Annotated in this window: 22 protein-coding genes; 2 read left to right on the top strand and 20 right to left on the bottom strand. The window is 55.9% G+C overall.

Translation table 11 applies throughout. From position 1 onward, the window contains the following. Positions 1–22: 22 nt before the first annotated feature. Positions 23–472 carry a DUF2919 domain-containing protein gene (locus tag CJP72_RS00860; protein ID WP_162379024.1) on the bottom strand — a complete coding sequence of 150 codons (450 nt, stop codon included), beginning with the start codon at positions 470–472 and terminating at the stop codon, positions 23–25. Next, positions 459–884 (bottom strand): GNAT family acetyltransferase, encoded by a 426-nt coding sequence (locus tag CJP72_RS00865; protein ID WP_162379025.1) that lies wholly within the window; start codon positions 882–884, stop codon positions 459–461. The genes CJP72_RS00860 and CJP72_RS00865 overlap by 14 nt, the downstream gene beginning before the upstream one ends. A gap of 214 nt (positions 885–1,098) precedes the next feature. Between CJP72_RS00865 and amiA the strand changes: the two genes are divergently transcribed. Then, entirely contained in the window at positions 1,099–1,968 is an 870-nt protein-coding gene (gene amiA, locus CJP72_RS00870) for an N-acetylmuramoyl-L-alanine amidase AmiA (RefSeq protein ID WP_162379026.1), read from the top strand. Between the two features lie 2 nt (positions 1,969–1,970). Then, entirely contained in the window at positions 1,971–2,870 is a 900-nt protein-coding gene (hemF, locus tag CJP72_RS00875) for an oxygen-dependent coproporphyrinogen oxidase (RefSeq protein WP_162379027.1), read from the top strand. A gap of 910 nt (positions 2,871–3,780) precedes the next feature. On the opposite strand, the gene eutR is transcribed toward hemF, so the two are convergent. From eutR to maeB, 18 genes are all read right to left on the bottom strand, one after another. Continuing rightward, positions 3,781–4,833: an HTH-type transcriptional regulator EutR gene (gene eutR / locus CJP72_RS00880; RefSeq protein WP_162379028.1), complete on the bottom strand. Its 1,053-nt coding sequence runs from the start codon at positions 4,831–4,833 to the stop codon at positions 3,781–3,783. Between the two features lie 49 nt (positions 4,834–4,882). Then, positions 4,883–5,389: an ethanolamine utilization microcompartment protein EutK gene (gene eutK / locus CJP72_RS00885; RefSeq protein WP_162379029.1), complete on the bottom strand. Its 507-nt coding sequence runs from the start codon at positions 5,387–5,389 to the stop codon at positions 4,883–4,885. An 11-nt stretch (positions 5,390–5,400) separates the two neighbouring features. Beyond that, positions 5,401–6,060 carry an ethanolamine utilization microcompartment protein EutL gene (eutL, locus tag CJP72_RS00890; protein ID WP_045445968.1) on the bottom strand — a complete coding sequence of 220 codons (660 nt, stop codon included), beginning with the start codon at positions 6,058–6,060 and terminating at the stop codon, positions 5,401–5,403. 9 nt (positions 6,061–6,069) lie between these two features. After that, entirely contained in the window at positions 6,070–6,969 is a 900-nt protein-coding gene (eutC, locus tag CJP72_RS00895) for an ethanolamine ammonia-lyase subunit EutC (protein ID WP_162379030.1), read from the bottom strand. A gap of 20 nt (positions 6,970–6,989) precedes the next feature. Next, the gene (gene eutB / locus CJP72_RS00900) at positions 6,990–8,351 is read right to left on the bottom strand and encodes an ethanolamine ammonia-lyase subunit alpha (RefSeq protein ID WP_162379031.1); all 1,362 of its coding nucleotides are present in this window, start codon (positions 8,349–8,351) and stop codon (positions 6,990–6,992) included. Positions 8,352–8,362: 11 nt separating this feature from the next. Further along, positions 8,363–9,766 carry an ethanolamine ammonia-lyase reactivating factor EutA gene (gene eutA / locus CJP72_RS00905; RefSeq protein WP_162379032.1) on the bottom strand — a complete coding sequence of 468 codons (1,404 nt, stop codon included), beginning with the start codon at positions 9,764–9,766 and terminating at the stop codon, positions 8,363–8,365. Beyond that, the gene (gene eutH / locus CJP72_RS00910; protein WP_162379033.1) at positions 9,763–10,989 is read right to left on the bottom strand and encodes an ethanolamine utilization protein EutH; all 1,227 of its coding nucleotides are present in this window, start codon (positions 10,987–10,989) and stop codon (positions 9,763–9,765) included. The genes eutA and eutH overlap by 4 nt, the downstream gene beginning before the upstream one ends. Positions 10,990–11,152: 163 nt before the next feature. Then, positions 11,153–12,340 (bottom strand): ethanolamine utilization ethanol dehydrogenase EutG, encoded by a 1,188-nt coding sequence (gene eutG / locus CJP72_RS00915; RefSeq protein ID WP_162379034.1) that lies wholly within the window; start codon positions 12,338–12,340, stop codon positions 11,153–11,155. Further along, a complete protein-coding gene (gene eutJ, locus CJP72_RS00920; protein ID WP_162379035.1) occupies positions 12,330–13,169 on the bottom strand; it encodes an ethanolamine utilization protein EutJ in 840 nt (279 codons plus the stop codon). The genes eutG and eutJ overlap by 11 nt, the downstream gene beginning before the upstream one ends. Before the next feature lie 28 nt (positions 13,170–13,197). Next, on the bottom strand, positions 13,198–14,601 hold the full coding sequence (locus CJP72_RS00925) for an aldehyde dehydrogenase family protein (protein ID WP_162379036.1): 1,404 nt from the start codon (positions 14,599–14,601) through the stop codon (positions 13,198–13,200). 11 nt (positions 14,602–14,612) lie between these two features. Beyond that, on the bottom strand, positions 14,613–14,900 hold the full coding sequence (gene eutN / locus CJP72_RS00930; RefSeq protein WP_162379037.1) for an ethanolamine utilization microcompartment protein EutN: 288 nt from the start codon (positions 14,898–14,900) through the stop codon (positions 14,613–14,615). A 105-nt stretch (positions 14,901–15,005) separates the two neighbouring features. Then, positions 15,006–15,299: an ethanolamine utilization microcompartment protein EutM gene (eutM, locus tag CJP72_RS00935; RefSeq protein ID WP_135324804.1), complete on the bottom strand. Its 294-nt coding sequence runs from the start codon at positions 15,297–15,299 to the stop codon at positions 15,006–15,008. A gap of 36 nt (positions 15,300–15,335) precedes the next feature. Beyond that, a complete protein-coding gene (pta, locus tag CJP72_RS00940; protein ID WP_162379038.1) occupies positions 15,336–16,352 on the bottom strand; it encodes a phosphate acetyltransferase in 1,017 nt (338 codons plus the stop codon). Continuing rightward, positions 16,342–17,151, bottom strand: coding sequence for an ethanolamine utilization cob(I)yrinic acid a,c-diamide adenosyltransferase EutT (gene eutT / locus CJP72_RS00945; protein WP_162379039.1), 810 nt, complete (start codon positions 17,149–17,151; stop codon positions 16,342–16,344). Before eutT ends, pta begins: the two co-directional genes overlap by 11 nt. A 156-nt stretch (positions 17,152–17,307) precedes the next feature. Beyond that, positions 17,308–17,997: an ethanolamine utilization acetate kinase EutQ gene (gene eutQ / locus CJP72_RS00950; protein ID WP_162379040.1), complete on the bottom strand. Its 690-nt coding sequence runs from the start codon at positions 17,995–17,997 to the stop codon at positions 17,308–17,310. Beyond that, a complete protein-coding gene (gene eutP, locus CJP72_RS00955; RefSeq protein WP_162379041.1) occupies positions 17,975–18,454 on the bottom strand; it encodes an ethanolamine utilization acetate kinase EutP in 480 nt (159 codons plus the stop codon). Before eutP ends, eutQ begins: the two co-directional genes overlap by 23 nt. A 12-nt stretch (positions 18,455–18,466) precedes the next feature. Then, positions 18,467–18,802 carry an ethanolamine utilization microcompartment protein EutS gene (gene eutS, locus CJP72_RS00960; protein ID WP_042317647.1) on the bottom strand — a complete coding sequence of 112 codons (336 nt, stop codon included), beginning with the start codon at positions 18,800–18,802 and terminating at the stop codon, positions 18,467–18,469. A gap of 160 nt (positions 18,803–18,962) precedes the next feature. After that, the gene (maeB, locus tag CJP72_RS00965) at positions 18,963–21,242 is read right to left on the bottom strand and encodes an NADP-dependent oxaloacetate-decarboxylating malate dehydrogenase (RefSeq protein WP_162379042.1); all 2,280 of its coding nucleotides are present in this window, start codon (positions 21,240–21,242) and stop codon (positions 18,963–18,965) included. Positions 21,243–21,326 lie beyond the last annotated feature (84 nt).

Below are 21,326 nucleotides of genomic sequence, written 5' to 3' on the forward strand. Positions count from 1 at the left end.
CCGGCTTCGCTAAAAAGTGCCGTTATTCTTTTTCAATGGCAAAACAAGCGCGTAAACGCCGATGGGTTATCAGCCAGATAAGCGCGACGATATCCGCCACCACCAGCGCCAGCCCGACGCCGCTAACCGGCTCTCCCATCAACCACAATACCGGCTGCCAGCAAAGTATCACCGACTGGGCAAAAATTAAAAGCCAGCGAAACCCGTGCCACAAAACCGGAAACGCAAAGCGCCGCCCACTGAGTAAAAACGCCAGAACGGCGGGTACGCCAGGGATTAGCCCCAGCCAAAACGAGTGGTGATCGGGATAAAACAGATTCAGCAGTGTATTGCCCTGGTCGCGAGATGAGCCCGCAATCACAAACAATACCCAGGTGCGCGCCTGTAGCAACAGAACGCACCAGAACAGAAAAGGCAAGCGTAAACGTCCGTGACTGTCATAGTCTCCGGGATGAAACTCAATACTCTTCATCTTCAATCAAACGCTTACCCAAATTCAGCACATCGCTGTGCTCGTAGCCCAGGCGCTCATACATGCCCAGAACAACGTCGTTATCGTCCCGCACCATGATTTGAATTTTCGGGCAGCCGCGCGCAATCAGCTTTTTCTCCAGTCGGTTCAGTAGTGCATTGGCGATGCCACGACCACGAAACTCCGGATGCACGCCAAGATAGTACGCCGAGCCGCGATGCCCGTCGTATCCCCCCATCACCGTGCCGACCACTTCGCCGTTCACCTCAGCCACCAGGAACAAGCTGACGTCATGGTTCAGCTTACGTTCGATATCCATTTCCGGATCGTTCCATGGACGCAGCAGATCGCAGCGCTCCCAAAGGGTGATCACCTCTTCGAAATCTTGCTGGCGGAAAACGCGTATCTCCATGGTATGAGTTACCTTTTAGGGTTAAAAACTGTGATTATGGCGCGATCGCCCGATTTAGCCAATATCTGACGCGAAGCGGTGAAAAAAATGGCATAATACGGGTAATGTCACGTATTGAAATGAAACGTAAAACAATTTTCATCCTGAACAGTCGTAACGGATTACGCGCTACGATATAACATCTGGAACTTATTTTTATTACAACTCAGGCCGTATGAGCACTTTTAAACCACTAAAAACTCTCACATCGCGCCGCCAGGTGCTGAAAGCGGGGCTGGCTGCCCTGACACTATCAGGCATGTCAAACGCCATCGCCAAAGAAGAACCGCTGAAAACCAGCAACGGCCACAGTACGCCGAAGGCAAAAAAAGCAGGGGCCAGACGTGTTGTCGTGCTCGATCCGGGTCACGGAGGAATCGACACTGGCGCCATTGGCCGCAACGGTTCAAAAGAGAAACATGTGGTGCTGGCCATCGCAAAAAACGTCCGTTCAATATTGCGCGCTCAGGGAATTGATGCACGTTTAACCCGTAACGGCGACACCTTTATTCCGTTATACGATCGCGTTGAAATTGCCCACAAGCACGGCGCTGATCTGTTCATGTCCATTCACGCCGATGGCTTTACCAACCCGTCAGCTGCGGGGGCGTCTGTTTTCGCGCTCTCCAATCGCGGCGCCAGTAGTGCGATGGCGAAATACCTCTCCGATCGCGAGAACCGGGCCGATGAAGTCGCTGGCAAGAAAACCACCGACAAAGATCATCTGTTGCAGCAGGTGCTTTTCGACCTGGTACAAACGGACACCATTAAAAACAGCCTGACGCTGGGGTCGCATATTCTCAGGAAGATCAAACCCGTACATCGTCTGCACAGTCGCAGTACAGAACAGGCCGCGTTCGTGGTGCTAAAATCACCGTCAGTTCCGTCAGTGTTGGTTGAGACCTCTTTTATCACTAATCCGGAAGAGGAACGCCTGTTGGGCACAACCGCCTTCCGGCAAAAAATTGCTACCGCTATCGCCAACGGCGTAATCAGCTATTTTCACTGGTTCGATAACCAGAAAGCCCACTCGAAGAAACGTTAACCATGAAACCCGATGTACAACGCGTGAAACAGTTCCTGCTGAGTTTGCAGGATGATATATGCCAGCAATTGTCAGCCGTCGATGGCACCAGATTCGTTGAAGACAACTGGCAGCGCGAAGCGGGCGGCGGCGGACGCAGTCGGGTGTTGCGCAGCGGTGGGATCTTTGAACAAGCGGGCGTCAATTTCTCCCATGTTCACGGCGATGCGATGCCCGCTTCCGCCACCGCGCACCGGCCTGAGCTGGCAGGGCGCAGCTTTGAAGCGATGGGCGTCTCGCTGGTAGTACATCCACTCAACCCGTACATTCCAACCAGCCATGCCAACGTGCGTTTTTTTATCGCCGAAAAACCTGGGGCGGACCCGGTCTGGTGGTTTGGCGGGGGTTTTGATCTCACGCCCTACTACGGCTTTACAGACGATGCCATTCACTGGCACCGCACGGCGCGTGATTTATGCTTGCCCTTTGGCGATGACGTCTACCCTCGTTACAAAAAGTGGTGCGACGACTACTTCTTCCTTAAACATCGCAACGAACAGCGCGGAATTGGTGGGTTGTTCTTTGACGACCTGAATACCCCAGATTTCGACAGCTGTTTTGCCTTTATGCAGGCGGTCGGTAAAGGGTATAGCGATGCGTATCTGCCGATCGTTGAGCGCCGCCAAACGATGCGCTGGGGTGAACGTGAACGCAACTTCCAGCTCTATCGTCGCGGGCGCTACGTGGAATTCAACCTGGTGTGGGACAGAGGAACGTTGTTTGGGTTGCAGACCGGTGGGCGCACCGAATCCATTTTGATGTCAATGCCGCCACTGGTTCGCTGGGAATACGACTGGCAACCAGAAGCCGACAGCCCGGAAGCCGCATTGAGTGAGTTTATTCGGGTACGCGATTGGGTGTGATTGCCTGATGGCGCTTCGCTTATCAGGCCTACACATTACGCATATTTGTAGGCCGGATAAGACGCAAAGCGTCGCCATCCGGCATCAGTATTGCGGCATTGCCTGATGGCGCTGCGCTTATCAGGCCTACAGCTGATCAGACCTACACATTACACATGTTTGTAGGCCGGATAAGACGCAAAGCGTCGCCATCCGGCATCGGTATTGCGGCATTGCCTGATGGCGCTTCGCTTATCAGGCCTACAGTTTATCAGTCCTACACATTACACATGTTTGTAGGCCGGATAAGACGCAAAGCGTCGCCATCCGGCATCGGTATTGCGGCATTGCGGCATTGCCTGATGGCGCTTCGCTTATCAGGCCTACAGCTTATCAGGTCTACAAATTGCACAGACTTGTACGCCGGATAAGACGCAAAGCGTCGCCATCCGGCATCGGTATTGCGGCATTGCCTGATGGCGCTGCGCTTATCAGGCCTACGGCTTATCAGGTCTACAATTTGCACAGACGTGTACGCCGTATAAGACGCAAAGCGCCGCCATCCGGCATCGGTATTGCGGCATTGCCTGATGGCGCTGCGCTTATCAGGCCTACGGCTTATCAGGTCTACAATTTGCACAGACGTGTACGCCGGATAAGACGCAAAGCGTCGCCATCCGGCATCGGTATTGCGGCATTGCGGCATTGCCTGATGGCGCTGCGCTTATCAGGCCTACAGTTTATCAGTCCTACACATTACACATGTTTGTAGGCCGGATAAGACGCAAAGCGTCGCCATCCGGCATCAGTATTGCGGCATTGCCTGATGGCGCTGCGCTTATCAGGCCTACAGTTTATCAGTCCTACACATTACACATGTTTGTAGGCCGGATAAGACGCAGAGCGTCGCCATCCGGCACACACGCCGCACTTACCCCCACTGGCGCATCCGCTGGTGCAAGGTCAGCGACGGTTTCTCGGCAAACAGGTGCTGATAATCTGTGGCAAACTGCCCCAAATGCCAGAACCCCCACTGCATCGCAGCGTCCTTGACCGTTACGTTTTGCGACCAGGGGCTTATCAACTCACGACGCACCGCATTCAAACGGATCCGCTTCAACCACGCATTCGGCCCAATGCCTAAAATCGCGTGAAAAGCGTTTTGCAACGTACGACGGCTAACATGCAGTTGATTACACAAATCCAGTACAGTCAGCGGCTCTGACATATTATCCAGCACATACTCGCGTGCGCGCGATAACAACCGTCGATAGCTCTGATGACTGATGCTCTCAGCGGTCATGATCGGCTGCGCTTCCTCCAGCATCGTGCCCATCGCCAACAACAGATTATCCCGCAGCACTTTACGTACGGCGGGTTGATGCAGATTGCCAGGATTCTCGCTAAAGGTCGCCAGCGCCTGCTGCACGAACCCCCACAGCTCCGCTTTATGCTGCTCTTTTACCTCCAGCGCTGACTGGTTGCGCAGCATATGCAGCACCCGGTCCGGGTTATGTAAAAGGTTCGCATGCCGTGTAATGGCCTCTTCGGAGATGACCACCCCAAGAATGGTGTAATCATCCGGCGTGCTCAACTCAAATTCGGTTCCCCCCGGCCGGGTCGCAATCTCTGCGCTGCCAAGGCATTGCGAACCAATAAATCCCTGCTCGCCGCGTGTCGCCGGAATACCAAACCAGAATGAGCTTGGCCAGACCAGACAAGACTGTCGTAACGCCAGACCGGTGTATTCACGGAATACCTGAATATCATCCAGCAGGATTTCCGTGAATTCGCCATGAAATTGGCCTGGATTCAGTTGATCATAGATCTGCTGCCAGGCGGTAATCGTCAGGGCATGTTCATAAACATCCGTTGTCCGTCGCTGGTGAACCGCGTCCACCTCGACCTTCGGCGTAAGTTTAACGTCTTCGGGCAACGCTTCATGATAAAGATGATGCAAGTTTGCTGTACGGGTCTTTTTCATGATCTTTTAAGCCGGGAACTTCACCGAAGCCCCCGGCGCCTCCGACAGGTTATACGTTCTTCAGACGATAGCGACTACTGCGTTTACGCAACGTCCCATCAGAAAAGAGCTGCTCCAGCGCATTTCTGGCTTTTTCAAGTGGCCAGCCAAAGTGCGCCGCCACCTCCCCTGCCGTCATTCCCTGACGTATTGTTGCCAACTGCGCCAGCAGTTCTTCCAGGGATTCAGACGCCACCGGCTCATCTGGCGTCTTTTCCGGTTTCACTGATTGTGTTGGCTGGCGCTTAAACGTGCCGATCAGCCACTGGGTGTCATCGTCTGGCCGCCCGATTTCCTTGCGACTGATAACACGGCCTGTTCGCTGTGCTGCAGCGCATCCGGCATCCAGCGCCGCACGACATGCCGCTAAATCCCCCTCAACCACTAGCGTCAGCCTGCCAGGATCGAGCACTTCGTGACTGAGCAGACGCACATTGGCGGCTTTCAGCATGGCATCCGCAGCATCGACAGCGGCAACCATGCCATCCACTTCCAGTAATCCCAGTGCATTGATCATGGGAACCTCCCTTACGCGCGCTGGACTGGATTACGGGCAATATCCAGAACAGCATCGGCAAACGCGTTGCAGGCAGCTTTACAGGCGGCCTGGCTGCCAGTCAGAAACGCAGCGGAATAGTTGGTTTCTGATGGCGGCGGCACGTAGGTCACCAGTTGTACATCGGCAGATTTCAGGGCTGCGTCAATCCCGAATGTTGCTTCCAGCGGCGGCGCCACCAGATAGGCCATCGGATCGCCAAGCGCACAACCAGCTGTCGCCGAAAGATACGAACCGGTACGTGAAACCACATGCGCGAGGAATGCCGTGTTTTCTGCGTCATTCGCCCACTGGAACGCGGCACCGCTTTCAATGTTGGCAACCATCGCGTCCAGACCGGCGCGCACTTCTGCCGGATTCGGACCGCCGAGCATAATCATGACTTCACCGGCCGTCGGTGACGGACCATGCGCGGCTCCCGCGTACAGCGAGCGGCCATACACCACTTCTACCATCGCCTGTTTAGTGGCTTCATCTGCGGCAATATACGCCACATCATCAGAATCTGCCGTGATGAGTCCGAGACTACGTATATGTGGCGGTAATTTAAGTTCACGTGCAAACTCAGCGTTAACGGAGGCAATCACACGCATCGCGGTGACCGAGGGTCGAATTAAATCTAATGCTGGCATGATGCCTCCTTAACGGGTCATGTTGATGCCGGACGCTTTCTGCTCCAGCATACGTTTTGCTAAATCGACAATCACAGCGGCCGCTTCAACCGGCGGTGTGCCGCCCTGGTGAATGTTGGAAATACAGGTACGGTCAGCCTCAACGGTCGTCGCCACGCGGGGTGAATAAACGGCGTAGCAGGAGAGACTTTCTGACTGCCCCAGCCCCGGACGCTCACCCACCAGCAAAATCACCACTTTCGCGCCAAGAATTTCGCCGATCTGATCTTCGATCTTCACACGGCCATAGCGCACAAAGAACGGCGTGCCGACTTTCAGACCCGCCTGTTGCAACCCGGCCAGCAGCGGCGGCAGGATCTCTTCATAGTTGGCGGTGATAGCGTCGGTAGACAGCCCATCGGAAACCACCACCTGCACGTCCGGGTTCGCCAGACACTGTGCCTTCAGTGCTTCAATGGCTTCCTGGCTCAGGCGACGGCCCATGTCCGGGCGAGTCAGATACAGGTTTTTGTCGCTAATTTCTGAGCGAACTTCCAGCAACCCTTGCGCCTTCACCCACTCTTCAGGCACCTCTTTCAGGACGGTATCTTTCGAGCGAGAGTGGTCAGCCAGGAATCGCAATAGCGCCTGGGTACGCGGACGCGGACCCGCACGACCGGTACAGACGCGGGCGGCAGTGCTGCGACGCAGCTCTGTCAACACGTCAGCACGGTTGGGATTCTCAACGCCAATCCAGGCTTTTGCTTCGGCTGAACCTAAATCCAGCGCGCAGCTTTCTGCCAAAGAAGAGGCAGCGCATTGCGTCGTGCTGCATTTTTCTTTCGGTGACGGCGCGGATGCCTGCGGCTGCGGTTGTCCCATTGACGCCATTACACTGCGTACAATTTCTTCAATCTGTTTTTGATCCATTGTTTGTCATCCCCGCGTCATCAGAAGAACAGTGACGGATCGCCCGCCCGTTTGGTCAGGCGACCATTTGCCATAATGCCCATCGTTTCCAGCCAGCGTTCAAACTCCGGCGACGGACGCAAATTCAGCAACTGGCGCACGGTCGCGGTATCGTGGAATGCGGTCGTCTGGTAGTTGAGCATGATGTCGTCGCCGAGCGGCATACCCATGATGTAGTTACAGCCTGCGGTCGCCAGCAGAATCATCAGGTTTTCATTGAGGTTCTGGTCAGCGTCGGCATGGTTGGTGTAGCAGCAGTCACAGCCCATTGAGATGCCGCTCAGCTTGCCCATAAAGTGATCTTCCAGACCGGCACGGATAATCTGTCTGTCGTTATACAGATACTCCGGCCCGATAAAGCCCACCACGGTGTTCACGAGGAACGGATCATAATGGCGCGCCAGACCGTAGTTACGCGCTTCCATCGTCACCTGATCGGCACCGAAGTTCGCGCCTGCTGAAAGCGCGGAGCCTTGTCCGGTTTCAAAATAGAGGCAGTTTTCCCCGGCGATGCGGTTGAACTCTGCGCCGACGGCACGCGCTTCATCCAGCATTGCCAGTTCAACGCCAAACTCTTTTAGCCCTTTTTCACTGCCGCAAATACTCTGGAAAATCAGCCCGCCCGGCGCACCGCGGCGAATGGCTTCAATCTGGGTAGTCACGTGCGCCAGCACACAACCCTGAGTCGGGATGTTGAACTTGTCGATCACGCCGTAAACGGTGTCCAGCACGCGGCTTAAGTTGTCCACGTCGTCCGTCACCGGGTTAACGCCGATCACCGCATCGCCCGCGCCGAAAGAGAGCCCTTCGTAGATTTGCGCCGCAATACTCTGCACGTCGTCACGGGTGTCATTCGGCTGTAAACGGCAACTGAACGTGCCTGGCAGCCCAATGGTCGTGTTGGCCTTTTTGATGATCGGCATTTTCTTGCCGCCGTAAATCAGATCGGCGTTCGAGCAGATTTTGGCTACCGCTGCCACCACTTCCGAGGTTAACCCCTTACGTGTGAAGGCAATGTCGTCAACGGAGGTTTCATCGCTCAGCACGTATTCGCGCAGCTCGCTGATGCTCCAGTTTTTAATGCTGTTATAGGCCGTTTCGTTGACGTCATCCTGAATCAGACGCGTAACACAATCCTCCTCATAGGAAATCACCGGGTTGTTGCGGATATCCGCTACCGTCATTTCCGACAACACCTGTTTCGCAGCAACGCGCTCTTGCGAGCTTTCAGCGGCGACCCCTGCCAGCACATCCCCCGAACGCAGTTCGTTGGCTTTTGCCAGCACCTCTTTTACATCCTTAAACTGATAAACATTGCCGAACAATGTGGTCTTTAGTTTCATAAGTCGTTCCCTCAGGAAGGAAATGCGAGTGATTTCACCGTCACCGGCACAACCGATCCGCCAAAAAGAGGCGTACCAATGTCGATATAGTCCCCCGCCCGAACGATCACTTCGTCAATGACCGCCAGCGGGTGTTGCTGTAACTGCGGGCGTAACAGCATGCCCAGGGCTTTACCAAAGTCCTGCTCGGCCACCACCAGCAGGGGATGCGGATTCGGAAAACGCGCGACGAACGCTAAAAGCGCGTCGATGACCGTGAGTAATGCGGCGTAACGCACCGGCAACGAGGCGGGAAGCGCCAGTACATACGCGTCAGTTTGCGGGCAAAGATCGAGCTGAATCAGCGCCTGATGCCAGGCGTTGACCAGGCTGGATTCATCTACGGGGATCGCCACCGGCAGATTGCGCAGCGGCAGCGCTACGCCCTCCAGCCAAATGGTGCTGCCAGAGAGCGACAGCGTGTGAGCCCCGGCGCCGATGACCGTGGCACGCACGGTTTGCGCCGGGAACTGCACGTTCATTTCACGCAGGCGCGGGTGCTCATGCAGCGCCATTGCCAGTAGCGGTCCAATATCAGAAAAACAAAATGCGTCGGCGGGTTGGTTGCGATAGCACTCCCCCACGCCGCCGGAAAGCGTGATAACGTCAGGCTGCATCCCTGCCGGCAGTAATCCCGTTTGCATCAGTGCCTGCGCCAGCGGCGAGAGCGTACCGTCAATCACCTCAACGATAAGATCCGCCATCCGCTGCGCTACTTGTCCCAGTTGCGCGACCGTCAGCGCGTGCGCATCGCAACCTGCGCCGAAGACCTCGTCAACAATCCGTTGTCCCGGCTGATGCGCATAAGCGACACGCCCCTGAGCGTTAGTTTCCAGCAGTCTGCCGCCCACGTTCAGACAGGCCGTTCCGCTCACTTTCCCTGCGTCGAACAGCGCGTAGTTCGACGTGCCGCCACCGATATCGATGTTCAACACGCGACACAAACGCTGTTCCGACAGGGTTTGCGCCCCCGCCCCATGACCGGCAATCACCGATTCCAGATGCGGTCCGGCGCTGGCGACGACAAAGTCGCCGAGAGACTGGGAAAGGGTCATCACCGCCGGGCGGGCGTTACGGGTTTTCGCGCTCTCTCCGGTGATGATGACAGCCCCGGAATCCACCGATTCCGGAGCAATACCGGCAGACTGATACTGAGCCAGAATCAGTGCCTTCAGTTCGGCTTCCTGCAACCCACCCTGCTTATCGACAGGGGTAAAGAAGACCGGGCTTTGCCAGCTAATTTCGCGTTTGATGAATTCGTAACGTGGCACCTGCGACACTGCCGCACGGTTAACCAGCTCAAGGCGCGAGAAGATCACCTGAGTGGTGGTGGTGCCGATATCGATACCGACGCTCAGTAGCTGGCGAGTCTTCACGATTGCGCCTCCACTTCGGTTTTAACCGCTGTCGGGTCATCTTTTGGCACCAGCAGCATCGCTACGCCAATCGCCGTCACACCGCCAATCAGCTTGCCGACAATCATCGGGAAGATCATGGCGTTCATGTTAGCGGCAGCGAAGCCTAAGTGGTCGCCAAGGGCGAACGCGGCGGAGACGGCAAACGCGCAGTTAATCACTTTGCCGCGGGTATCCATCTGCTTCATCATGCCGAACATCGGAATGTTGTTCGCCAGCGTCGCCACCATTCCTGCCGCAGCAATATTGTTGATTTTCAGCAGATTGCCAACGCTCATCAGCGGTTTTTCAAACCAGCGGGTCAGCAGCAGCACCATCGGATAAGCGCCGAGCAGCACACAGGAGATTGAACCGATGACTTCAATGGCGCGCATCACTTCGCCAGGTTTGTCGCCAGGGGCCATAAAGATAGGATCGAGACCCGGGATCAGCTCCCAGCCCAGCAGGAACTTAACCACCGCCGCCGCCAGACCGATCGTTATCAGCGCCACGAGGAATTTAGCGAAGATCTGGAAACCGTTGATCATTTTTTCCGGGATAAATTTCAGCCCCAGCGCCACCAGCACCGCCACAATCAGCACTGGGATCATGTTCATCAGGATCAGCGCGAAAGTGAACTCTACCGGCTGGCCGTTGATCTCAACGCCGGAGTACATGGCAATCAACCCTCCGGCGATACAGCCGACAGGGATGGTCACAATCCCCGCCAGTACGCCGAGGGCCAGGTAACGACGGTCAGACGGCTCGATAATGCCAAGCGCCACCGGAATAGAGAAAACCAGCGTCGGCCCCATCATCGCGCCGAGAATTAAACCTGAGTATAGCCACGCCGCCACATCGCCGCCCGCCAGCTCTTTGGCGAGGAAGAAGCCGCCCATATCGCAAGCCAACAGCGTACCCGCGAACATTGACGGGTTAGCGCCCAGCATCTCGTACAACGGGATAATCACTGGCCCCAGCACATGCGCCATCACCGGCGCCAGCGCGGTCATACCGACCATCGCCAGACCCAGCGCGCCCATCGCCATAAACCCTTCTTCAAACTGACCGCCGGAACCCTCGATACTCTTACCGAACTTACCGAGGAAGCGTTCAGAGCCGCCAAACTGCGACAGGATCCTGTCCACGGCGGCAATCAGCATAAAGAACATCATGATGTACATGATGATTTCGTTAATTCCCATAGCCTCTACTCCCTGTCATTTGTTATTAGTGACCGAAGATGACGCGTCTGCGTCGTCGTCCGGCATTAAAACCGCACTCTTGCCGGATGGCGGCGCAAACGCCTTATCCGACCTACGGGCACCCCGTCGTTGTAGGCCTGATAAGCGCAGCGCCATCAGGCATTTACTGCGCCGCCGCGTACAGTTCGATAATCTGTTCCTGCGTCGCGGTGCGTGGGTTGCTGCTGATACAAATATCGTCCTGCGCGGCCTGCGCCCATGCGCTGTATTGCGAAGGTTGAGCACCGACGTCAGCGAGCCGTTTGGTCTGGCCCACCTCGACAATCAATTCGCTAACAGCAACAATCGCGTCACGATCGTCTGATTTCTTATTGGTTAATGCCCGTCCGATGTGGCTGAAGCGCTCACGGCACACCATGCGGTTAAATCCCATCACCGTCGATAACAGCATGGCGTTGGCTTGTCCGTGCGGAATGTGCAGCGCCGCGCCCGGCTGGTGCGCCATCGCATGACACAGCCCCAGCCCCGCGCTGGAAAAGGCCATCCCGGCCATACAGGAGGCGAGTAGCATGCTCTCCCGCGCCGCCAGATCGTGACCATTGCCCACCGCTTTCGGCAGAGATTTGCCGATCATCGCAATCGCGCCAATGGCCAGACTGTCGGTAAACGGTGTGGCGTTCAGCGCGCTGTACGCTTCAACCGCGTGCGTTAACGCGTCGATCCCGGTCATTGCGGTCACGTGCGATGGAATACCTTCCGTCAGTGCAGCATCCAGAATCGCCACATCCGGCATCATAAAAGCATGCGCCAGTACCTGCTTACGTCCGGTGACCGCATCGATGATGACCGTCACGTTCGTCGTTTCCGAACCGGTCCCTGCCGTCGTCGGCACTGCTATCAGCGGCAAACGCGGACGCAATGCGCTTTGCGTCGTCATTTCCGCCAATGTTTGTGTAGGATTGGTGACCAGTAAAGCGACCGCTTTCGCCGCATCCAGTACTGAACCACCACCAAACGCCACCACGCCGTCACACTTCGACTCACGCAGTTGCGCCACGGCTGCACACACATCAGTGATGCATGGCTCCCCAACCGGACAAGGCCAGAGAGTCATCGCCACCCCTTTCATCGCCAGACTGCGTGTGAGTGCGGCTGTCATTCCGGCCTGATGCAGGAAACTGTCAACCATCACAAACAGATGCGTCAGCCCGCGCGTTTGCGCTTCCTGCCCGCAGGCGCTGAGCGCCCCCAGACCACACAAGGTGACCGGTGGAACGCTGAACGTTTTCACCCGTTGCAGATTCAGGGTGTCAAATGCCTGGAACAGCGCCGTCTGCAATTCAGCTTGCATGGATCCCCTCCGCTTTCTCTTTTCCGCTGTTCGCAATCGCCAGCGGCGTCATAAACAAACTGTGCTGCGGCAAATGCACCGCTAACTCTGGAAAGCGTTTGCAAAACAGGTCATGAACCCCCGGCTGCATGCACGAACCACCTGCCAGCCAGAGGTCTGCGATCCCTTGCCCTTCGATATGATGGGCGACAATTTCCGCCATCTTTTCGTAGACCGGCTTCACCACGGGCCAAATTTCTGCCCCGTTGCTGCGCTTGTATTGCTCTGCTTCTTCCAGTTGAATGCGGCGGTTTCCGGCCAGCGTCAGGGAAATATGATGACCGCCGGTCGCTTCGTCTGCGGAGTAAGTCACCTTGCCCTGTTTAACGATAGCGATCCCCGTGGTTCCTCCGCCGATATCCACCACACCGGCGTTATCCAGTTGCAGCAGATCCGCAACGGCCGTCGGTTCATCCAGTACGTGGCTGACTTCCAGTCCGGCGGATTCCAGCACATTGATGGAAATGCGCGGGTCAGTACCTGGCGGAAACGAGGTCGCCGCATGGGTAAACCGACAACCGAGTTGTTGTTCAAGGGTATCGAGATGGCGACGAACAATGGTCACCGCGCCGAAGAAATCCCAGACGATGCCGTCGCGCACCACGTCGGCCCAATCGAGACAGACCGCCACCGGGTTTCCGTCGCTATCGACAACCATCGACACCACATCGCAGGTGCCCAAATCAACGCCCAGCCACAGCGCGGAATCGCTGTTTTCAGGCGTCTGATTGCACAGGGCAGCGGCCTTTTGCAAACGTGGGCTAAGCCATAGTTGTTCGTCGTGCGCCATCTCTTCTTCTCCGTATAGCCTGAGGCACTTACACGATGCGGAACGCATCCACTAACACACAGCGACGCAGACGCACAAACGTACGCGCGCTGGTCACCCCTTCCCCGGTTGGCGTGGTAATGGTCATGGTGGTCCAGCCTTCTCCGCCCAGGCCAAGTCCGGCAATGCACGGTCCGTTCTTGACGAAAATGCTGGTATCAATGGCATTCGCCATCCGGTTCATGTTGTCAATGTTGCGCGAGTGCATCGCTGCCGTATGGTGACAGCCGTCTTCCAGCTTCACGGCCAGCGCAATGGCTTCGTCAACATTCGCCACCCGCACCACCGGTAAAACCGGCATCATCAGTTCGGTGACAGCGAACGGGTGAGTGGCGGACGTTTCGACAAACAGCAGACGCGTTTGCGCTGGTACGTTCAGACCTATCGATGCGGCGATTTTCGCGGCATCACGTCCTACCCAATCGCGACTGACGGTGCCTTTTCCGTTCTCATCGACATTTTTCAGCAGCACCGGCTGAAGCTGTTCAGCCTGAGCCGTGGTCAGTTTCACCGCCTGTTCGCTTTCCATCAGACGCATCAGCTCATCGGCGACGCTATCAACAACAATCAATACCTTCTCGTCGGCACAGATAATGTTGTTATCAAAGGAGGCCCCTTTGACGATGGATTGCGCGGCGCGCACCAGGTCTGCGGTCTCATCGACGACGACCGGCGGGTTACCGGCACCGGCGGCAATCAGACGTTTATTGGTGTGTTTACGTGCAGCATCTACCACCGCTTCGCCGCCAGTGACGACCAGCAGACCAATACCCGGGTACTTAAACAGGCGCTGAGCCGTTTCGATATCGGGGTTTGCGACAGTGACCAGCAGGTTTTCCGGACCACCCGCTGCGACAACCGCCTGGTTGAGTAAGGTAATGGCGCGTTGAGAAACGCCTTTCGCCGCTGGATGGGGCGCGAATACCACGCTGTTACCTGCGGCAATCAGGCTGATGGCATTATTAATTACCGTTGCCGCCGGGTTGGTAGACGGCGTCACCGACGCCACCACGCCCCACGGCGCGTTTTCAATCAAGGTCAGGCCGTTATCGCCGGTCAAAACCTGGGGAGACAGACATTCCACGCCCGGCGTGCCGCGCGCCTGTGCCACGTTTTTGGCAAATTTATCGTCTACACGTCCCATGCCGGTTTCAGAAACCGCAAGTTCCGCTAATTCTCTGGCGTGTTTTTCGCCTGCTTCACGAATAGCGTGAATGGCCAACTGGCGCATCGCGACGCTCTTAAGCCCCTGCTGAGCCACTTTTGCGGCGGCAACCGCGTCATCCAGGGAGGCAAAGACGCCCATTTCATGAACAGCCTGGTCAGGTTGGCTGCTGTCTTTCATTTTCAGCAATACCGCTTTGACGACCTGTTCAATATCCTGTTGATTCATGATTTTCTGCCTTATTTATGGAAGATCACCTGACCACCAGCCACCACTTCGTCGACGATGCCAATCACGCACAAGTCGACAGGAGACGCTTCGCTACGATGAGCCTGGCGAGCAGAACTGCCGCTGACCAGCAATACCCATTCCCCGGTTCCCGCCCCAATGCTGTCGATAGCAACGGCACACTGTCCGTCGGGATTTCCTTGGGAATCAATCATTTCCACCATCAACAATTTGTCATGCGCCAGCCCCTGATGGCGTACGGTACAAACGATTTGTCCTGTGACGACTGCCAGTTTCATACCCGCCTCCGTGGCATTTTCAGGTAAAACCTCCCCCTGCTCTCCAAAGAGAACAATGCGAAAAGGAGAGAGAGTGACGCCAGCCAGTGACGTCACATGGGGTGATTACATGTCGCTGCTGTCGCCTTTGAAGCTGATCGGGAACACTTCTTCCAGATCGCCATGCGGACGCGGAATAACATGCACAGAAACCAGCTCGCCAATACGTTGCGCTGCGGCAGCACCGGCATCGGTCGCCGCTTTGCACGCTGCCACATCGCCGCGCACCATGGCAGTACACAGGCCGCCACCGATCTGCTTCACGCCAACCAGCTTCACGCGTGCTGCTTTAACCATTGCGTCAGAAGCCTCAATCAGTGCAACCAGGCCCCGGGTTTCGATCATTCCTAATGCTTCCATTGTGTTTTCCTCGTTTAAAGGGTCCAGAACGGGACCTTATACAACCAGTGTGTGCGAGACGTTTTCACGGCTCACGTCAGTCTGGCGCGGTACAGCTGCTACCAACGCCAGTTCGATAATTTCTTGCACGCTACAACCTCGGGAGAGATCGTGGAGCGGCGCGGCAAGCCCTTGAATCAATGGCCCGACGGCGCGATACCCCCCCAAACGCTGTGCAATTTTGTAACCGATGTTGCCCGCCTCCAGCGACGGAAAGACCATCACGTTGGCTTTCCCCTGTAACGGACTGGCTGGCGCTTTTTGCGCGGCGACATCCGGTACAAACGCGGCGTCAAATTGCAATTCGCCATCAACCACAAGCTGCGGCGCACGTTCACGTACGATCTCCGTCGCCTGTTGCACGTTAGCCACGTTGGGATGACGAGCGCTGCCGTTGCTGGAAAATGACAGCATTGCCACGCGCGGTTCAACGCCAGTAATCGCCTGCCAGGTGTCGGCGCTGGCAATAGCAATATCCGCCAGTTGTGCCGCCGTCGGCTGTGGAACCACGCTGCAATCGGCAAACCCTAATGGTTGTCCGGTGTACTGCGGCAGCATCAGAAAAAGGGACGACAGCGTTTTACAGCCCGGTTGCAAACCAATGATGCGTAGCCCTGCACGCAGTACGTTCGCCGTTGACGACAGGTTGCCCGCGATACAGACATCCGCCTTGCCTGCGCTAACCATCGCGGCGGCGAACATCAGCGGATCGTTGAGTTTCTCCAGCGCATCTGCCGGGGTTTTCTCACCAGCCCGCGCCAGCCAACGCTGCGCAAATTCTTCGCGCATTTGCAGATTGCTTTGTGGGTCAATAACGCGAAGACCGTCCATGGCAATGCGGTGCGTCAGAGAAAACTGGCGCATCTCAAATGGGCTGGCCACCAGAATCGGCTGCGCCAGCCCCTGCTGTTGCAGGTAATGCGCCGCTTTCAGCACGCGTACGTCCAGCGCGTCCGGGAAGACCACCCGGGCCGGTGAGTTTTTTGCCAACTCACGGCAACGTTCAATGATCATTGCCCTCTCCCAGTCGTTGTTGAATTTGGCTGACCGTCTGCGGATGCTTCACCACGCTTTGGATCATCATCACGTAAACCGTACTCGAGAGGCGGTTCAGCGCCTGCAAGATATCCGGTCGTAGTACGTCGAACCCACGGGTAATAAAGACCTGGGCCGCCACTACTTCTGTCTCACGGACTTTGGTACGCAGCAAATTCAGTAAGGCGGCATCCCGGCCGTGGCTGGCTTCCGGGACCAGGTGATCATGGTCAAGGTAGCGCAGCGGCTGATGAGAAAGCCGATGCAGTTGTTCCTCGCTGAATCCCACGATGGACTGTGCCGCCAGCGGCTCGTCCATCGCATCGGCGCGCATGATGTTGCCCAGACGCGAACGAATGTCCGCAAGCCAGGGTTGCCACTGTTCCGGCAACTCAATTTGTAACCACACCGTCAGGGCGATGGTGCTGTCCAGCGCGGCGCGAAACCCCAATCGTGGGTCGCTTTTCGCAACCATTTTGTCCGCCGTCAGATGGGTCAACGTATCGGGCTTTTTCGTCACTTCCTGACGGCACAGCTCGCAGCACGCCTGCGGATGCGAGTCGCTGCTGGTCAAGCCGTGTACCGACTGCAGTTGCTGCTCGTCGTCATCAACAAACAAACTTCCTTGTTCATCCAGAAACTTAATGCGCAAGTGACGGCTTTCCAGCAGTTCCCTGGCAGATGGCGTCAGGCGAGCATCAACGGGGAGGTGAATTTCAGCCCCTTCGCTGAGCGTGTGATTCGCTCTCAGCCATGCTTCAGTAATGAAATCCTTCATACATCCGCCCCAAAGCCTGTCCCAACAGGCGTCATTGTTGCCGCCAGTTTGGGCATGGACAGCGCGGAACAACCGGAGCGTACGCGGAGTACGGGAGGATTGTGAGCACTGCCCAGAGCCAAAATGGCAAATAAAATAGCCTGCTGGGTCAGGCAGTTAGCAGGACTGCCAATTCGCAGGCCAGGCCACATACAGGAATTTCACGGTCGATGGCGTGCCAAATTCAATACTGGAGCCTTTCGGGATGAACATCACGTCCCCGGCTTTGGCAATCATGGTTTCGCCCTGATGTCGAACGTGGAGTTCCCCTTCCAGAACCATATCGATTTCGTCGTAATTCAGCGTCCACGGGAAGAAGGCGTTATCCCACTGCATAAAGCCAGCGGCCATGCTGCTACCGTCTTTGTCCGTCACTAAATCCGTTAAGCCGACACAGTGGGGTTCAGCGCCGTCAAAGCGGCCAAACTTCACACTGCTGCCGTCAATCACTTTCACGCCGCCTTTACCGGTTACCGACGTAAAACTCGGCTGCATACCACCTTGTTCCAGCGACTGTTTTTCCTTCATCACCTTGTCCATCAACTGCGCGACGAGGCTTTCGGTGAACTGTCCTTCCGGCAACTGGGCGATGATGGTTTCACGAATACGCTGGCTGTCCGTTTTGTCGTCTTGTGCCGGCGCCGCAACGACGGGCGTTTCATCGCATTCGGTGATCGTGACACCCAGTAGCTCCGCAACTTCGCGGGCCTCCGGGGTGATGATGCTGGCGCGCAGAACAACCGACATTGCCTGTTCGCCACGTGCGTGGGCCGCACGAATGTCATTAGCTGTGATAAGTTTTTTCACCTGCCCCTTCCTCCTGTTCGGTAAGTGCTGCCAGATAATCCACCAGATGCTGCACGCTGTTCGGATCATGCGTATTGAGTTCAAAAACGGGGTCCTGGAACCCTAATCCGCGCAGTAATTGTCGCGTTGCGGCGACGTCGGCATCCGGTACGTCTGTTTTGCTGATGACGGCAATGTGTCGTTTACTGGCACCGATATCCAACAGCCCGGCAGGTAAGCGACTTTCTTTGTCATTTGCTGCATGAACATAAATCAGCGTATCGACATCCTGCAGCGTGGTAATTAAGGCGTGATACCAGCGAGGATGACTAAAATATTCGCCTGGGGTATCGATATCGCCGTTTTCATTAAATTCCACGGCCTGCGTTTTTCTGGCGAGGGAATAATTCCCCTGCAATGCATTAAAAAGCGTTGTTTTTCCCGCGCCGACGGTGCCGACAAACGCAATTCGTCTCATGGCCGCCTCTCATTAGCTTTTTGTCAGATCGCACAACGTGAAATTTAATAGGCGACCCAGGCCGCTGACCGTCTGCAATAACGCCTCTTCTACCGCGCCGACAGATCCATAAATCACCAGCGCACCGCTGAATCTGTCGAGAAAACCGATATGTACATCAGCCGCTTTCATGGCTAAGTCACCGGCAATCATCGCGGTTTCGCCTGGTGTCAGCGTCATAATGCCGATGGCTCCGGCTTCGGGTACGCCGATCTTTTTCGCCAGTTCTTCACCGGGGTGCGCAATGAGATGCGCCAGCGTGACCTGTTTTCCCGGCACAAATTCCTGAATGATGCGTTCTTTATCCATTGCTCGCCGCCTGTGTTGAAACTTTCCTCATCGTGGCAATTTTTCGCCAGAGTAAATAACAAAATTCGGCAAGCTGGTTTAAAAGGTGAGATGGATCACTAAGAATGGGGATATAAAAAAAGCGCGGGAGAAACCCGCGCCTGAATTAATTAAAACGAAATTACAGCGGCTGTGTTTGCGCTTCCACAACGGCCAGCGCCACCATATTCACAATACGGCGAACAGAGGCGATCGGCGTTAATACGTGAACCGGTTTAGAGACCCCCATCAACACGGGTCCCACCGTGACGCCTTCAGAGCTGGAGACGCGTAGTAAGTTGTAACTAATACGGGCTGCTTCCATGTTCGGCATGACCAGAATATTGGCCGACCCTTTCAGCGGGCTGTCTGGCATCCGCTCATTACGGATACTCTCCACCAGTGCGGCGTCTCCGTGCATTTCGCCGTCGATCATCAGATCAGGCGCCCGCGATCTGATCAGTTCCAGCGTCGTGCGCATTTTGCCCGCAGACGGACAGTTAGAGGAACCAAAGTTGGAGTGTGACAACAGCGCCACTTTCGGCTCGATACCAAAACGACGGACGGTTTCTGCCGCCATCAGCGCAATTTCAGCCAGCTCTTCCGGGCCTGGGTCATCGTTGACATAGGTATCTGCAATGAAGGTGTTACCGCTTGGCAGCAGCAAGGCGTTCATCGCACCTGCCGTATGTACGCCTTCGCGATAGCCGAAGATATCCTTCACCACGCTGAAGTGTTCGTGATAGTCGCCGATAGTCCCGCAGATCATCGCATCCGCTTCGCCACGCTGGACCATAATTGCGCCAATCACCGTCGTATTACTGATCACCGCGCGCTGCGCCTGCTCCTGGGTAATCCCCCGGCGCTTCATGATCTGGTAGTACTCGCTCCAGTACTCTTTAAAGCGCGGGTCGGATTCATTGTTGACGATCTCAAAGTCGACGCCCGCTTTGATCTGCAGCCCCAGTTTTTGAATACGCATCTCGATCACGCTCGGACGACCGACCAGGATCGGTTTCGCCAGCCCCAGGGTGATCAATTCTTGCGTGGCATGCAGGACGCGCGCCTCTTCCCCTTCCGTCAGTACCACGCGTTTTGGCGCTTTGCGGGCAAGAGAGAAGATAGGCTTCATGAACAGGTTGGTTTTATAAACAAACTCGGTCAGTTTATCGATGTAAGCGTCAAAATCAGCAATCGGACGCGTCGCCACACCGGAATCCATCGCCGCTTTTGCCACCGCAGGGGCGATCTTGACGATCAGACGCGGATCGAACGGTTTCGGAATAATGTAGTCCGGGCCGAAGCTCAGATCCTGATCGCCATAAGCGGAAGCCACGACTTCGCTTTGCTCTGCATGCGCCAGTTCAGCAATGGCATGGACTGCCGCCAGTTTCATCTCTTCGTTAATCGCCGTGGCGCCCACATCCAGCGCGCCACGGAAGATGAACGGGAAGCACAGCACGTTGTTCACCTGGTTTGGATAGTCAGAACGACCGGTACAGATAATGGCGTCTTCACGCACCGATTTCGCCAGCGGCGGCAGGATTTCAGGTTCCGGGTTGGCCAGCGCCAGAATCATCGGCGCACGGGCCATTTTTTTCACCATCTCAGGCGTGAGGACTTTTGGTCCTGAGCAGCCGAGGAAAATGTCCGCTCCGTCGATCACATCATCCAGCGTACGTTTGCCGTCGTCCGCCACCGCGTAAGCCGCTTTGGTTTCCGCCATATTCGGTTCGCGGTCTTTGTAGATAACGCCTTTCGAGTCGCACACGACAATGTTGTGCTTCTGCATCCCCAGCGCCACCAGCAGATTCATACAGGCAATCGCCGCCGCACCTGCGCCGGAAACCACCATACGCACATCAGAGATGTTTTTCTCCACCACGCGCAGGCCATTGAGGATGGCCGCAGTGCTGATGATCGCCGTACCGTGTTGATCGTCGTGGAAGACCGGAATATTCATGCGCTCGCGCAGTTTTTGCTCAATGTAAAAACATTCGGGCGCTTTGATGTCTTCAAGGTTAATGCCGCCAAACGTCGGTTCAAGCGCGGCAACGACGTTAATAAATTTATCCGGGTCGAGTTCATCCACTTCAATGTCGAACACATCAATGCCGGCAAACTTTTTAAACAGAACGCCTTTGCCTTCCATTACCGGTTTACCTGCCAGCGCACCAATATTGCCCAGGCCAAGCACCGCCGTACCATTAGAGATCACCGCGACCAGGTTGCCGCGCGCGGTATATTTGTAAGCAGCCAGCGGATCTTTTTCAATTTCAAGACAGGGCGCAGCCACACCTGGCGAGTAGGCCAGCGCAAGATCACGCTGCGTTGCAAGGGGTTTTGTCGGGGATACCTGGATTTTACCCGGAACAGGAAATTCGTGGAAATCAAGGGCACTTTGTTTTAACTGGTCATCCATTTGTTGTTCCTTTCACGTATCGATCAAAAAAGTGGTGCGGTTCAACTGAGCCGCACATTATCGCCTCACTGAGCGGCACAAACT

The sequence above is a fragment of the Citrobacter sp. NCU1 genome, assembly GCF_010231475.1.
In the GTDB taxonomy this organism is placed as follows: Bacteria; Pseudomonadota; Gammaproteobacteria; order Enterobacterales; family Enterobacteriaceae; genus Citrobacter_D.

Bases quoted from the DNA above. Each gene is read 5' to 3' on its own strand.
- CJP72_RS00860 (WP_162379024.1), bottom strand. From the start codon at position 472: ATGAAGAGTATTGAGTTTCATCCCGGAGACTATGACAGTCACGGACGT.
- CJP72_RS00865 (WP_162379025.1), bottom strand. From the start codon at position 884: ATGGAGATACGCGTTTTCCGCCAGCAAGATTTCGAAGAGGTGATCACC.
- amiA (WP_162379026.1), top strand. From the start codon at position 1,099: ATGAGCACTTTTAAACCACTAAAAACTCTCACATCGCGCCGCCAGGTG.
- hemF (WP_162379027.1), top strand. From the start codon at position 1,971: ATGAAACCCGATGTACAACGCGTGAAACAGTTCCTGCTGAGTTTGCAG.
- eutR (WP_162379028.1), bottom strand. From the start codon at position 4,833: ATGAAAAAGACCCGTACAGCAAACTTGCATCATCTTTATCATGAAGCG.
- eutK (WP_162379029.1), bottom strand. From the start codon at position 5,389: ATGATCAATGCACTGGGATTACTGGAAGTGGATGGCATGGTTGCCGCT.
- eutL (WP_045445968.1), bottom strand. From the start codon at position 6,060: ATGCCAGCATTAGATTTAATTCGACCCTCGGTCACCGCGATGCGTGTG.
- eutC (WP_162379030.1), bottom strand. From the start codon at position 6,969: ATGGATCAAAAACAGATTGAAGAAATTGTACGCAGTGTAATGGCGTCA.
- eutB (WP_162379031.1), bottom strand. From the start codon at position 8,351: ATGAAACTAAAGACCACATTGTTCGGCAATGTTTATCAGTTTAAGGAT.
- eutH (WP_162379033.1), bottom strand. From the start codon at position 10,989: ATGGGAATTAACGAAATCATCATGTACATCATGATGTTCTTTATGCTG.
- eutG (WP_162379034.1), bottom strand. From the start codon at position 12,340: ATGCAAGCTGAATTGCAGACGGCGCTGTTCCAGGCATTTGACACCCTG.
- eutJ (WP_162379035.1), bottom strand. From the start codon at position 13,169: ATGGCGCACGACGAACAACTATGGCTTAGCCCACGTTTGCAAAAGGCC.
- CJP72_RS00925 (WP_162379036.1), bottom strand. From the start codon at position 14,601: ATGAATCAACAGGATATTGAACAGGTCGTCAAAGCGGTATTGCTGAAA.
- eutN (WP_162379037.1), bottom strand. From the start codon at position 14,900: ATGAAACTGGCAGTCGTCACAGGACAAATCGTTTGTACCGTACGCCAT.
- eutM (WP_135324804.1), bottom strand. From the start codon at position 15,299: ATGGAAGCATTAGGAATGATCGAAACCCGGGGCCTGGTTGCACTGATT.
- pta (WP_162379038.1), bottom strand. From the start codon at position 16,352: ATGATCATTGAACGTTGCCGTGAGTTGGCAAAAAACTCACCGGCCCGG.
- eutT (WP_162379039.1), bottom strand. From the start codon at position 17,151: ATGAAGGATTTCATTACTGAAGCATGGCTGAGAGCGAATCACACGCTC.
- eutP (WP_162379041.1), bottom strand. From the start codon at position 18,454: ATGAGACGAATTGCGTTTGTCGGCACCGTCGGCGCGGGAAAAACAACG.
- eutS (WP_042317647.1), bottom strand. From the start codon at position 18,802: ATGGATAAAGAACGCATCATTCAGGAATTTGTGCCGGGAAAACAGGTC.
- maeB (WP_162379042.1), bottom strand. From the start codon at position 21,242: ATGGATGACCAGTTAAAACAAAGTGCCCTTGATTTCCACGAATTTCCT.